Genomic DNA, 12,086 nt, shown 5'->3' with positions numbered 1-12,086 from the left:
GGCGCCTATGGGGCCGTGGTTCAGGCCGTGCGCCACGTTGGCGCCGATGGTGGCTGCGATGCCTACGCCGAGGCTCCACTTGGCCAAGAGTGGTACGGGTTGCTTTCGGTGGCTTGCGTCCAGGATCACCATGGAGGCGGCCCAGATGAGGCCGTCCACTGTGATCGGTGCCAGTCTGGCGGTTGTGCCGGACTCGCCGTGGGTGCGTACCAGCTCGTATGCGTGGCGATAAGAGATGATTGCGGCGACGATCGCGACGAGGGTTACGGCTAAGGTCGTGGTGATCCGGGTGAGGCGGTCAGCTATTTGGACCACTCCCGGTATCAACGTTCCCAGTCGTGGGGGGTTACCGCGCGGATCTCGGTCGCGTCGCGGTAGCAGAGGGGGTAGAGGCGGTTTTCGGGGGCGTCGCCGTGGTCGGGACACGAGAGGCTCGGGACTTCTACGATCACGCACCACTCGTCGGGGGCGCATTGGGTGAGGACCGTGCCGGGTAGCCAGGACCACGTGTCGCGGTCTTGGGTGTTGGCGTCCTTGGGTGGGAACCAGACTAGGACTTGATCGTCTTCCTGGAAGTGTCGGTTGGGAGCATCTTGTGAGTGCATGAGGTGCCCTCCCTGCTGGGGTTCGGGAGGGGAGTCGGGGAGCCAGTCCGGGGAGCCAACGGCTGTCGATTCGGGTCGACGGGAGTCGACTGCCCCGGACGGCTCATCTGGGCCTCTCCCTGTGTTTTCGCAGGTGAGTGGCTCCTAGAGCGGCTGGGGCGGACTGGGCTGGATGATCGCTGGATAAGCCCTCCTCAGCGGTTCCCTAAGGCAGGCTTAAAGGGGTTCCGGTGGGGTGGGCGGGGTCCTAGCGTTCTCGGTGTCAACTACAAGACATCGGCGGAGGTGCATAGGCGGAGAGCAGAGCGAACGTCGGCTGTGGTTCCGACTGAGGTTCCTGATTGAGACTGGTTCTGGCTCGTACGGCCCGTAATACCCCGCTCGGGGGCCGTACGGGCCAGAGTCTTTTCGGGGGTGTCTCTGTATCGTTCTGCGTGTGGGAGGTGGCATGCGGGGCTTGCGGGAGCAGGTGGCGTTGCTGCGGGGCGGGGAGGTCTCCTCGGAGGAGCTTGTCGGGGAGGCGTTGCGGCGGATCGAGGAAGGGCGCGAGCTGGGGGCCTTCCGGGTGGTGCGGGAGGGGGCGCTGGGGGAGGCGCGGCTCGCGGACAAGCGGTTGCGGGAAGGGGAACGGCTGCCTCTGTTGGGGGTGCCGGTTGCGATTAAGGACGACACGGACCTTGCGGGGGAGACCACGCCGTTCGCGGTGGGGGGACGGCATCCGGTTGCGGTGAAGGACGCGGAGGTCGTGCGGAAGCTCCGGGCGGCGGGGGCCGTGGTGGTGGGGAAGACCACTACGTGCGAGATCGGGCTCTGGCCGTTCAGTGAGTCCTCTACGGGGTGTGCTCGTAATCCTTGGGATGTGAGGTACAGCCCCGGGGGGTCGTCTGGGGGGAGTGCCGCAGCCGTGGCGGCGGGGATGGTCGCGGGGGCCGTGGGCTCGGACGGCGCCGGGTCCATACGGATACCGGCGGCCTGGACGGGGCTGGTGGGGATCAAGCCGCAGCGGGGGAGGGTTTCCGGGTATCCGCACACGGATCCGTTTTACGGGTTGACGGTGTGGGGGCCGCTGGCGCGGAGTGTGGGGGATGCGGCGTTGCTGCTGGACGTGCTCAGCGGGAGCCATCCCGAGGACGTCTATCGGCTGGACGCCCCGGTTTCGTCGTTCGAGGAGGCGGCGCGGGTCGAGCCTCGGCGGTTGAGGGTGGCGGTCTCGTTCAAGATGGCGTTCGGGTCAGGGGCGAGGTTGGACCCGCAGATACGGGCCGCTGTGGAGCGGGTGGCGCGGCGGTTGACCGCGTTGGGGCACAAGGTGTTCCCGGCCGACCCTGACTACGGGTTCGTGGGGTTGGGGCTGGTGCCGCGCGGGACGGCGGGTGTCGCCGACTGGGTGGACGGCATGGTGGAGGGTGTCTTCGAGCCTCGGACGCTGGTTGAGGCTCGTATCGGGAGGGTGCTGGGGCGCAGGCTGCTTCCCTTGGCGAAGAGGTTGGAGCCGGGGTTGCAGAGGAGGGTCGGCAGGATTTTCCGGTACGCGGATGTGGTGCTGACGCCCACTACGGCCCGGCTGCCGTTCGAGGTGGGCGCGTTCGATGGGGCGGGGTGGCGGAAGACGCAGAGTGCCTCCGCCGCGGCGTGCCCCTATGCGTGGCCCTGGAATGTGCTCGGGTGGCCTGGGGTGAACGTTCCCGCGGGGTTGAGCGAGGAAGGGTTGCCCATAGGGGCGCAGTTGCTGGGGCACGACTCCGACGAGGCCACGCTCATCTCGCTGGCGGCCCAGCTTGAGGCCGTTGAGAAGTGGACGGAGCGCAGGCCGGGTTAGAAGCCGCTGATGAGGAGGCCGCCGTCCACCGTAACCTCGCTCCCGGTGCAGTACGAGGAGTCGTCGGAGGCCAGGAACGCGACCAGGCCGGTGACCTCGCCGGTGCTGCCGAGGCGGCGCAGGGGGAGGCCGTCCATGATGGCTTGGGCGCGGTCGGCGGTGGCCTCGACGACGTCCTGTTGCATCGACATGGCGGTGACGATGGCGCCGGGGTGGATCGAGTTGACGCGGATCCCGTCCGGGCCGAGTTCGCGGGCCGCCGACTTGGTGAGGCCGCGTACGCCGAACTTGCTGGCGCTGTAGGCGGCGAGGCCGGCGGCGCCGTTGAAGCCTTCGGTGGACGAGACGTTGACGATGGAGCCGCCGCCGGAGTCGCGCATCGCCTGGGTGACCGCCTTGATCCCGAGCCATTGGCCGAGCAGGTTGACCTCGAGGATGCGGCGGCACTCCTCCAGGGTCATCTCCTCGATGGTCTTGTGCCGCATGATCCCGGCGTTGTTGACCAGGACGTGCAGGGCCCCGTGGGCGTCCAGCGTCGTACGGACGGCGCTCTCCCAGTCGGCCTCCGACGTGACGTCCAGGTGGACGTAGCGGGCGTTGGCGGTGTCGGCGGAGAGCTTGGCGCCCTCCTCGTCCAGGACGTCGCCGAAGACGACCTGGGCGCCTTCCTCCACGAACCGCCGCACATGGGCCTTGCCCATGCCGCGTGCGCCCCCGGTGATGAGCGCCACCTTGCCGTCAAGCCGTCCCATGTGAACTCCTCTTGCCCGCGTTCACCGCGACCGCGGCGGCTTCCATGGTCCGGTAGACGGGGATTCCCGCCGACCGTGCAACGTCGCGTACGGAATCCTCTACGCCCGGCGGTGCGCACTCGGAATTACGGAGAACGAGGGTCACCCGGGTGTTGCGCAGTTCCTGCTGTAGGGCGCCGATGGTGTGGGTGTAGGCGAGCAGGGGGTCGGCGGTGTCGCCGAAGGTGAAGAAGCTCTGCGCGTTGATGTGGATGATGACATCCGGGTACGGGTGTTGAGCCAGAATCACCTGCGCCGCACGCCTTACCAGCTCCGGCCTGCCCATAGGTCCCACGGGGATTTCCAGAGGGTTGGCCAGGGAGCTTCCGGCGCCGAGGCCGAGTTCCCGTAGGGCATCGCGGGTGGAGTCCGGGAGCGGGGCCAGGTCCAGGCCCGCCGCGTCGAACACGTCGGCGGCGAGCACGCCGGCGCCGCCGCTCGGGCCGATGACGAGCAGGCCGGGTCCGGCCGGGACGGGACGTCCGGCGTGCAGGTCCAGGAAGTCCAGGGCGCCGATGAGGTCGTCCTGGCTGGTGACCAGGGTGATCCCGGTCTGCGCGGCCAGCGCGGGCCATACCCGGGCGTCGCTGATCATGCCGCCGGTGTGCGACGCGGCGGCCTTCCTGCCCTGCCCGCTGCGCCCGCCGACGAGGACGGCGACGGGCTTGCGTACCGAGCGCAGGGTGTCGAAGAGCCCGCGGCCGTCCCGGGGGTCTTCGAGGTAGAGGCCGATGACGGAGGTCTCGCCGTCGTCCGCCAGGTAGCGCAGCAGCTCGGCGGGTGTGACGTCGGCGCTGTTGCCGACCGTGGCGACCTTGGAGAAGGTCAGGCCGCGCCGCTCGCCCACCTTGATGACCTCCCCGGCGAGGCCGCCGCTCTGCGACACCAGGGCGATGCGGCCAGGGCGTCCCGGCTCGCCGCCAAGGAACGTCTGGCCACCGGCAGGGGAGTACACGCCCATGCAGTTGGGGCCGAGCAGCCGCACACCGGTTTCACGCGCTGCCGTGAGGAGTTCCTCTTCCAGCGCGGGTTCGCCCATCTCACGGAAGCCGCCGCTCATCACCTGGACGAACGGGATGCCCGCCGACTCCCGTACCACCGCAGGGCAGCGCGCAGCGGGGACCGCCACCAGCGCGTAGTCCACTCCCGAACCGGCAAGGGACGGAACGCAGGGAACGCCGTCGATTTCGGGCGCGGTCGGGTGCACGGCCACGACCCGCCCCTTGAAACCGGCGGCCTTGTAGAAGCCGAGGAACATGTTGCCGAAGTTGGGCTTCTTGGTGGACGCGCCCACGACCGCCACGCTTCGCGGCGCGAAGAGCCGGTCGAAGTCCGTGGACGGCGTGTTCCCGTACGCGGACGAGGCGGGCGCGGGCGCGGCCTCCAGCAGGCGCGCGTCCACTGCGATCGCCCCGGACGGGCCGCAGATGACGGGGTTCAGCTCGAACTCCTCAAGGCGGTCGCCCAGCGACTCTACGAACCCGCCCTCGCCCCCAACCGCGAGAAGGACCTTCACAAGGGCGTCCCGGTCGATGGGCGGGCCGCCCCGGAAGCCGTCCAGGATCGCGCGCCCGCGCAACTCGTCCAGCATCGCGCGCGCGTCCGCCTCGGTGATGGGGCACAGCCGCAGCGCCGTGTCGCGCAGGACCTCCGTCCAGATGCCGCCGAGCCCGGCGAGCAGCACCGGGCCGAACGCGGGATCGCGGACGGCCCCCACGATGACCTCGACACCGGGTGGCGCCTGCTCCTCTACCAGGAAGCCCTCTGGGACGTACCCCTGAGCCTGCAAGGAGCCAAGCATCTCGGCCGCGGCCGCACGAGCCGCGGCCGCCGACTCAAGGCCGAGGCGTACGGCACCGGCGTCGCTCTTGTGCAACAGCCCGGGACCGTACGCCTTCACCACCAGAGGAGGGGTGAGGCCGGTCGCGGCGCCCTCGACCGCATCGGGGGACGCGGCGGTCGCACCGCGCGGCACGGCTATGCCGTGACCGGAGATCCGGCTCTTGACCTCGTGCTCGTGCAACGCCGCAGCGCCCGAAGCATCTCTAGCGCTCATACGCGGTCGGCGTAGAGGTCGCGGATGCCGCGGCGCAGCAGCTTGCCCGGTCCGCCGGACGCGTCCTGCGTGTGCGGCAGCTCGTCGGCGACCACGACGGCGTCGGGCGCCTGGTGCTCCGGCAGCCGGTCGGCGAGCGCGGCCTTGACCGCGTCGGCGTCCAGGGACGTGCCCTCGCGCGGGACGACCGCGACGAGGACCTTCTGCTCGACCGCGTCCTGGCCCTCGGGGTGCGCGGGGACGCCGACGACACCGGCCTCGGCGACGCCGTCGACCTCCAGCGCGGCCTCCTCGATCTGCGCGGGCTGCGACCACTGGCCGCCCTTGAGGATGGAGTCCTCGCGGCGGCCGAGCACGTACAGGAACCCGTCCTCGTCCATGCGGCCCAGGTCGCCGCCCACGTACCAGCCGTCGCGCAGCACGTCGGCGGTCTTGTCGGGCAGCTTGTCGTAGCCGAGCATCACGTTCGGCCCGGTCAGGTTGATCTCGCCGACCTCGCCGACCACCCGGTTCCCCGACGGGTCGGTGATGCGGACCGCGCAGGACATCCGGGCCCGCCCCACCGAGGCGAGGTCCTGGCTGCCGTCGTCCTGCCGCCCGACGCAGGTGTAGGGGGCCTCGGTCTGCCCGTAGTAGCTGTAGATGGCCGCGCCCGGGAGCCGTTCCATGATGCGCTCGCGCAGTGCGGGCAGCAGCGGCTCGCCGCCCAGCACGATCGCCTTGAGGGACGACAGGTCCGCGTCGGCGTGCTCGTCCGATCCGAGCAGCGCGGAGAAGAAGCTGGGGATCAGGCTGACGTGGGTGACCTTTTCCCTGGGCACGACCTTGAGGAAGTTGGACGGGCCCCAGTCCTGCTCCAGGACGAGAGTCATCCCCGCATAGAACGCGGGGCCGACCAGTGCGGGGAAGCCGATGCCCCAGATGATGGCGCCGGTGCCCATCACCGAGTCCTGGTCGCGGTCGATGTCCAGCCAGATCTGCGCGCTGGCCAGCGAGCTGTAGTGGCTGTGCATGACCGCCTTGGGCAGGCCCGTCGTTCCCGAGGTGTAGAACAGCGCGAGCAGGTCGTCGCCGAATCCGCCCAGAGGAGGCTCGGCCTCGCTCGCTTCCTCGGTGAGCGCGTCCAGGTCGACCGAGCCCTCTCCCGGCCCGCCCACGCGCAGCCACAGCTTCACCCCGGGAAGGTCCGGGCGGATCTCGTCGATGAGCTTCTCGACGGTCGCGTCGTACACGAACGCGGTGCACTCCGAGTGCTCCACGACCTGCCGCAGGGTGTCGGCGGGCCAGTACGGGTTGAGCGCGGCCACGATGGACCCGATCTTCATCTGCGCCAGGTACACCTCGGCGACGTGCAGGGTCTCGTTCATCAGCGAGGCCACCCTGGTGCCCGGCGTGACCCCTGCCGCCAGCAGCGCGTGCGCGACCCGGTTGACCTTCCGGTTGAGCTGGTCGTAGGTGAAGCTCTGCTCGCCGCAGTAGGTCAGTGCCACCTTGTCCGGGGTACGGAGGGCGTTCGCGGTGAGGATCGCGTACGCGTAGTTACTGAACGGGGACTCGGACGGGGGGTTCGCTCGCGCCATGGCTCGTTCGTCTCCTCGTTGCAACGGGTGGGGATGGCTAGGGATCAGCTGCGGCCGGCGTAGAGGATGAGGGGATTGCCCGAGGGATCGCGCAGGACCGCGCGTATCTCATGGGGCCCTTCCTCGGGTCCGCGGACGAGGGTGGCCCCGGCCGCGGTGAGCTTGTCCGTCATGGCGGCCACGTCGTCGACCTTGAACGACACGGCCGGTTCGCCCCCGGTCACGTCCTCCTCGGGCCCGGCCAGGGCGAACGTGGTGCCGCCACCGTCGAGCGCCGCGAAGCGGTCTCCGTCCTGGAACTTCACGTCCAGGCCCAGGGCGTCGCGGTAGAAGCGGACCATTTCGTCCACGTCCTTGGCGCCGTAGAGGACATTGCCGATCCGGGTCATGCTGCGGGCCTCCAGTGGGGGATAGGGCCGAACCCATCGAGCTCTGCGAAATGCACCTCGACCGGCATCCCCACCCGTACGGCCTCGTGCGGGCAGCCCGTCACGTCGCCGAAGACCCGGGCGCCTTCGGGCAGGTCGATCCAGGCGATGACGTACGGGGGCTCGAAGCCGGGCAGGAACGAGCGGTGGATGACGCTGAAGGTGTGCACCGTGCCGCGTCCGCCGACCTTGGTGTAGGCGAGGTCGGTGCCGCCGCAGAAGGGGCAGCGGGCCTCGGGGAAGTGGACGAACCGCGCGCACCCGCCGCACCGCTGGAGCGCCAGCTCACCACGCCCGCAGGCGGCCCAGTAAGGCTCGGTCTGCGGGCTCGGGGCGGGTACGGGGCGCGGCTGGTCCATCGCGAGCCAACCTAGCGCACGCTTGGTTAGCGAACAATACCCCTATCAGGGCCTTACGAGGCCAGGAGGCCGGCCAGGGCGTCCCGGGAGAGGCGGTCGGCCCGGCGGGTGGTCTCCGGCAGCCGGTACCGCGGGGCGAGGGCGAGGGCGAGCTCGCAGGCGGCGTCCAGGCCGATCCGGTGGCCCACGGAGACGAACACCGGCTTGACGCCCTCACGCGTGCGCAGCGCCCGTCCGATGACCTCGCCGGTGCCGGAGTCCCGCAGCGGGGCGGACGCGCCGCGCTCCTCGCCCGGCGGGTCGTACGAGCCCGTGAACGGTGTCTTGGCGACGCCGAACGAGGGCAGCCCGGTCAGGACCCCGAGATGGCAGGCGAGGCCGAAGCGGCGCGGATGGGCCACGCCGTAGCCGTCGCATACCAGGACGTCGGGCACGACGGTGAGCCGCTTGAGCGCCTCGATGAGGGCGGGCAGCTCGCGGAACGCGAAGAGCCCCGGAACGTACGGGAACGCCGCCGTACCGGTCACGACCGAGGTCTCGACGACCGAGAGCGTCCGGGTCTCCAGGACCACGACGGCGGCGGCGAGGCGGGTGGGGCCGTCGCCGTCCGCGTAGGACACGTCCAGGCCCGCGACGGTGCGAGGGGACGCGGGGCCGGGCTCGTCCAGGACGAGCAGCGGGCGGAGCCGGTCCTGGACGGCCATGGCCTCCGCGGCCGTGTCCGGCCACGGGTGCAGATCGCGTACCTCCATGGGCCGGAACGCTACAGCTCGCCCCCGAAGGACGCGCCCAAGCAAGTGCTAGATTGACTAGCGTGGCGATCGATTTTGCCGAACTGGCCGGTCCCGGGCACACCGCGCTGCTGGTGATGGAGATGCAGCGCGGCGTCGTCGGCGACCTCGCCAAGTTCCCAGAGCTGGTGAAGTCCTGCGCGGAACGACGGGTGGTGGACAACGCCGCCCGCGCTGCCGCCGCCGCCCGCCTCGCAGGCGTACGGGTCATCCAATGCACGGCCGCCTTCCGCCCCGACCGGGCAGGCAGCCATACCGGCAACGCCCCCTTCATCAAAGCGCTCCTGCGCGACCCACAGCACATGCTGGAGGGCACAGGGGCCATCGAGGTCGTCCCGGAACTGGCCGACCCGTCCGACATCGAGGCCCGCCGGTACCACGGGTTCTCCCCGTTCACCGGCACGTCCCTGGACCAGACCCTGCGTTCTCTGGACGTACGCACGGTCGTCGCGATCGGGGTCTCCCTCAACCTGGGCATCCCCGGCCTGTGCTTGGAGGCGGTCAACCTCGGCTATCGCGTCGTCGTCCTCACCGACGCCGTCGCGGGCATGCCCGCCGAGTACGGTGACGCCATCATGGCCAACACCATCAGCCTCCTGGCCGCACGAGTGACGACGGACGACCTCATCGCGGCATGGGAAGGTCCACGGTGAGCACGGGGAGCACGGTGAACTCCATGGACGGAATGAGCCTCGCAGGACGTACCGCCGTGGTCACGGGCGGAGCAGGAGGCATCGGCCGTGCCATATGCGCCGACCTCGCAGCGCTCGGCGCCCGCGTCGTGGTCGCCGACCTCGACCTCACCGCCGCCAAGGAGACCGCCAAGGCATTCGGCGACACCTGCACCGCGCTGAAGGTCGACCTGGGCGACCCCAACGACATCGACCGGTTCACCACAGAGGTCGGGGACATCGACATCCTCGTCCACAACGCAGGGGTCAGCATCGTCGAGCCGTTCGTGGACAGCGACCCATCCCACTGGGACCTCATGTGGCGCATCAACCTGCGTGCCCCGATGCAGCTCACCCGCGCGCTGCTCCCCGGCATGACCGAACGCGGGTGGGGACGCCTCGTCTTCATCTCCTCCGATGGGGCTCGCGCGGGCTCGGGTGGGGAAGGCGCCTACGCGGCGACGAAATCGGGACTGTTCGGCCTCGCCAAGACCCTCGCCCGCGAAGCCGCGAAAGGCGGCGTCACGAGCAACGTCGTCTGCCCCGGCCCCACCGACACCCCCATGGTCCGCAAGGTGTCCGAGAGCCACCCGGGCCTCTTGGACAAGCTCGCCAAGCAAATCCCGTTGCGCCGCATCGGGCGCCCCGACGACATCGCCGGCATCGTCGCCTTCCTCTGCACCGACCGCGCCGAGTACATCACCGGCCAGACCCTCTCGGTCAGCGGCGGCATCACGATGCAGTGATGACCCCTCTCCTACAGCGACGCGTAGGCCGCCTCGACCAGGCCGTAGGCGCGGAGGTCTCCCGAAAGCTGGTCGCCCATGAGGTTGGGAAGGTAGGCGACGGCCAGGTCGGCCTCCATGTCGCCCATGCCGATGGAGCCGCCCGCACCCGTATGGCCGAACGCGGACTCGCGTCCTGCCGCAGGGGTGAAGAACGTCTTCGAGGGGCGCATGTAGCCGAGCCCGAAGGAACTGTCGACCAGCAAGGTGAGGTCCGGGCCGCTCACCCTCGGCTTGATGGCCTCCCGGAGCGTCTCCGGCTTGAGAATCCGCCCCGCCACGAGGTCGCGGTAGAAACCGGCGAGCCCCGGCGCGGTCGCGAGCATCCCCGCGGACGGCCAGCCGGCCCGCAGCACCACCGGGTTGTTGTAACCGCCCTTCCCGGGGCTGGGGTTGTTGAGGGCCCGGTTCAGGCGGCTCGCAGGGTCGGTGTACGCGCTCGCCATACGGCTCAGGACGCTCTCGTCACGCGCGGCCGGCTTCCCTTCGCGGGCATCGGACGTCGCGCCCTGAGCGGGCTCGTCAGCGCTCTCCGTGGGCCTTCTGGGACGGCTCGCCCGCAGCTTGGCCGCACGTTCGATCACCTCGTCCGGAGCGCCGATCCACAGGTCCAGGTCACCGGTGAACTCGTCCCGCACGAACTCGCCGACCGTCCGCCCACCCGACAGCCGCCGCACGATCTCGCCCGCCAGCCACCCGTAGGTCAGCGCGTGGTAGCCGTGGGCCTCGCCCGGCGTCCACTCGGGCTCCTGCGCCGCCAGCTCGGCGGCCCGTGCCGGCGCGTCCGCCGCCTCCTCGGCCGAGACCGGACGGGCGAACGCGGGCAGCCCCGACTGGTGCGACAGCAGATGGGCGGCCGTCGTCCCCTCCTTGCCGTGCGCCCCGTACTCGGGCCACCAATCCGTGACCGGGCCGTCCACGTCATACGCGCCGCGCTCGGCGAGCAGCAGAGCGGCCGTCGCCGTCACCGCCTTGGTGCACGAGAAGCCGAAACAGGGCGTCCCGGCCGTCCACTCCCGCCCCGTACGGTGGTCGGCCACCCCGCCCCACAGGTCGACCACCTTGCGCCCACCCACGTACACAGCCACGGCGGCGCCCAGCTCGCGGCCCTCGGCGAAATTGCGCTCGAAGACGTCCCGTACACCGGAGAAGGCCGGGTCGCATGTGCCCTCGACTGTGGTCATCCTGCGGTCCTCTCGATGGAAGGTCTGAAACCGAATGATGCTCGATGAACCCAACAATTGGGGACGCTGGGGTGCCGAAGACGAACGCGGTGCCCTCAACCTGCTCACTCCCGAGGCGGTCCTGGCGGCGGCCCGGTGCGTCAAGGAAGGACGCGTCCTCAGCCTGTCCCTGCCCATACGGGGGGCCACGTCCTCGTCCGCCCCGACGACCGTGCCGCACCTGCGCGGACGCCCCCTGCCGCAGCACTTCATGTCGGTGGACGGTGGAGACTACGCCGCCGGGGCACGGGCCCTGGGCGTCGGCTTGTGCGTGGCCGACGATGCCCTGGTCGTGACCCCGCACGGAACCACCACCCACATGGACGCCTTGTGCCACATGTGGACAGGGGACGCGATCTACAACGGGCATCCGGCCAACCGCGTCCGCTCGTACGGTGCAGGACGCTGCGGCATCGACAAGGCCGGCCCCGTCGTCGGCAGAGGCGTCCTCTTCGACGTACCGGCGTCCAAAGACGTCCCGCACCTGAACGCGGACGACCGCATCACCCCGGACGACCTTGAGGCATGCCTGGAACGAACAGGCATCGAACTGCGCGCAGGCGACATAGCCGTGATCCGCACAGGCTGGCCGCAGGTATGGCACACCGAAGGACCCGACGCCTACTGGTCCGGGCAGCCCGGCCTCTCCGCCGACGCCGGCCGCTGGCTCGCCGCACGCGACGTCTCCATGGTGGCCAGCGACAACGCCGCCATCGGCGGCCTCAACGCCCGCCAGCTCGCCGACGAAGACCTCACCGACGACCTGCACATGATCCTGCTGTGGCGGCATGGCATCCACCTGGCCGAAATGCTCTGGCTCGAAGGACTGGCGGAGACGGGCCGCGGCGACTTCCTGTTCGCCGCGGCCCCCCTCGCCATCGAAGGCGGAACCGCCAGCCCCATCAACCCCATCGCCGTGCTGTGATTTATTGCAAGCACGAGCTGTGCTCCTCGCCTGGCGGCTCGTCGCTTGTCGTG

12 protein-coding genes are annotated in these 12,086 nt (G+C 70.2%); 4 read left to right on the top strand and 8 right to left on the bottom strand.

Annotation, left to right across the window (positions count from 1 at the left end; translation table 11 throughout):
• The coding region (locus tag ACGWYJ_RS37605) for a DUF2637 domain-containing protein (RefSeq protein WP_395111364.1) at positions 1–315 on the bottom strand (315 nt) is incomplete at its 3' end.
• A gap of 738 nt (positions 316–1,053) precedes the next feature.
• Between ACGWYJ_RS37605 and ACGWYJ_RS37600 the strand changes: the two genes are divergently transcribed.
• Complete coding sequence (locus tag ACGWYJ_RS37600; protein WP_395111363.1) at positions 1,054–2,424, top strand: amidase; 1,371 nt, start codon at positions 1,054–1,056, stop codon at positions 2,422–2,424.
• Here the strand turns inward: ACGWYJ_RS37600 and ACGWYJ_RS37595 are convergent.
• The 6 genes from ACGWYJ_RS37595 to ACGWYJ_RS37570 are packed head-to-tail and all read right to left on the bottom strand — an operon-like array spanning position 2,421 to position 8,390.
• On the bottom strand, positions 2,421–3,176 hold the full coding sequence (locus ACGWYJ_RS37595) for a glucose 1-dehydrogenase (RefSeq protein WP_395111362.1): 756 nt from the start codon (positions 3,174–3,176) through the stop codon (positions 2,421–2,423). The two genes, ACGWYJ_RS37600 and ACGWYJ_RS37595, sit on opposite strands and share 4 nt — an antisense overlap.
• A complete protein-coding gene (locus ACGWYJ_RS37590) occupies positions 3,163–5,271 on the bottom strand; it encodes an acetate--CoA ligase family protein (protein ID WP_395111361.1) in 2,109 nt (702 codons plus the stop codon). Before ACGWYJ_RS37590 ends, ACGWYJ_RS37595 begins: the two co-directional genes overlap by 14 nt.
• The gene (locus ACGWYJ_RS37585; protein ID WP_395111360.1) at positions 5,268–6,851 is read right to left on the bottom strand and encodes a class I adenylate-forming enzyme family protein; all 1,584 of its coding nucleotides are present in this window, start codon (positions 6,849–6,851) and stop codon (positions 5,268–5,270) included. Before ACGWYJ_RS37585 ends, ACGWYJ_RS37590 begins: the two co-directional genes overlap by 4 nt.
• A 44-nt stretch (positions 6,852–6,895) precedes the next feature.
• Positions 6,896–7,240 carry a VOC family protein gene (locus ACGWYJ_RS37580; protein ID WP_395111358.1) on the bottom strand — a complete coding sequence of 115 codons (345 nt, stop codon included), beginning with the start codon at positions 7,238–7,240 and terminating at the stop codon, positions 6,896–6,898.
• A complete protein-coding gene (locus tag ACGWYJ_RS37575) occupies positions 7,237–7,638 on the bottom strand; it encodes a Zn-ribbon domain-containing OB-fold protein (protein ID WP_395111357.1) in 402 nt (133 codons plus the stop codon). The genes ACGWYJ_RS37580 and ACGWYJ_RS37575 overlap by 4 nt, the downstream gene beginning before the upstream one ends.
• Before the next feature lie 53 nt (positions 7,639–7,691).
• Positions 7,692–8,390 (bottom strand): endonuclease V, encoded by a 699-nt coding sequence (locus tag ACGWYJ_RS37570; protein WP_395111356.1) that lies wholly within the window; start codon positions 8,388–8,390, stop codon positions 7,692–7,694.
• Between the two features lie 62 nt (positions 8,391–8,452).
• Here ACGWYJ_RS37570 and ACGWYJ_RS37565 point away from each other — a divergent pair, with 62 nt between their 5' ends.
• Both ACGWYJ_RS37565 and ACGWYJ_RS37560 read left to right on the top strand, forming a co-directional pair.
• Positions 8,453–9,082, top strand: a complete 630-nt coding sequence (locus tag ACGWYJ_RS37565) for an isochorismatase family protein (RefSeq protein WP_395111354.1) — start codon at positions 8,453–8,455, stop codon at positions 9,080–9,082.
• Between the two features lie 23 nt (positions 9,083–9,105).
• A complete protein-coding gene (locus ACGWYJ_RS37560; RefSeq protein WP_395111352.1) occupies positions 9,106–9,846 on the top strand; it encodes an SDR family NAD(P)-dependent oxidoreductase in 741 nt (246 codons plus the stop codon).
• Between the two features lie 11 nt (positions 9,847–9,857).
• Here ACGWYJ_RS37560 and ACGWYJ_RS37555 read toward each other — a convergent pair whose 3' ends face one another.
• A complete protein-coding gene (locus tag ACGWYJ_RS37555; protein ID WP_395111350.1) occupies positions 9,858–11,069 on the bottom strand; it encodes a serine hydrolase domain-containing protein in 1,212 nt (403 codons plus the stop codon).
• A gap of 37 nt (positions 11,070–11,106) precedes the next feature.
• Here ACGWYJ_RS37555 and ACGWYJ_RS37550 point away from each other — a divergent pair, with 37 nt between their 5' ends.
• The gene (locus ACGWYJ_RS37550) at positions 11,107–12,033 is read left to right on the top strand and encodes a cyclase family protein (RefSeq protein WP_395111365.1); all 927 of its coding nucleotides are present in this window, start codon (positions 11,107–11,109) and stop codon (positions 12,031–12,033) included.
• Positions 12,034–12,086: the final 53 nt, after the last annotated feature.

The organism is Actinomadura sp. SCN-SB (assembly GCF_043906805.1).
GTDB lineage: Bacteria > Actinomycetota > Actinomycetes > Streptosporangiales > Streptosporangiaceae > Spirillospora.
This window is presented reverse-complemented; position numbering and strand designations above follow the sequence as displayed.

Excerpts from the sequence above, each read along its gene's own strand:
- ACGWYJ_RS37600 (WP_395111363.1), top strand. The coding sequence starts at position 1,054 with ATGCGGGGCTTGCGGGAGCAGGTGGCGTTGCTGCGGGGCGGGGAGGTC.
- ACGWYJ_RS37595 (WP_395111362.1), bottom strand. The coding sequence starts at position 3,176 with ATGGGACGGCTTGACGGCAAGGTGGCGCTCATCACCGGGGGCGCACGC.
- ACGWYJ_RS37590 (WP_395111361.1), bottom strand. The coding sequence starts at position 5,271 with ATGAGCGCTAGAGATGCTTCGGGCGCTGCGGCGTTGCACGAGCACGAG.
- ACGWYJ_RS37585 (WP_395111360.1), bottom strand. The coding sequence starts at position 6,851 with ATGGCGCGAGCGAACCCCCCGTCCGAGTCCCCGTTCAGTAACTACGCG.
- ACGWYJ_RS37580 (WP_395111358.1), bottom strand. The coding sequence starts at position 7,240 with ATGACCCGGATCGGCAATGTCCTCTACGGCGCCAAGGACGTGGACGAA.
- ACGWYJ_RS37575 (WP_395111357.1), bottom strand. The coding sequence starts at position 7,638 with ATGGACCAGCCGCGCCCCGTACCCGCCCCGAGCCCGCAGACCGAGCCT.
- ACGWYJ_RS37570 (WP_395111356.1), bottom strand. The coding sequence starts at position 8,390 with ATGGAGGTACGCGATCTGCACCCGTGGCCGGACACGGCCGCGGAGGCC.
- ACGWYJ_RS37560 (WP_395111352.1), top strand. The coding sequence starts at position 9,106 with ATGGACGGAATGAGCCTCGCAGGACGTACCGCCGTGGTCACGGGCGGA.
- ACGWYJ_RS37555 (WP_395111350.1), bottom strand. The coding sequence starts at position 11,069 with ATGACCACAGTCGAGGGCACATGCGACCCGGCCTTCTCCGGTGTACGG.
- ACGWYJ_RS37550 (WP_395111365.1), top strand. The coding sequence starts at position 11,107 with ATGCTCGATGAACCCAACAATTGGGGACGCTGGGGTGCCGAAGACGAA.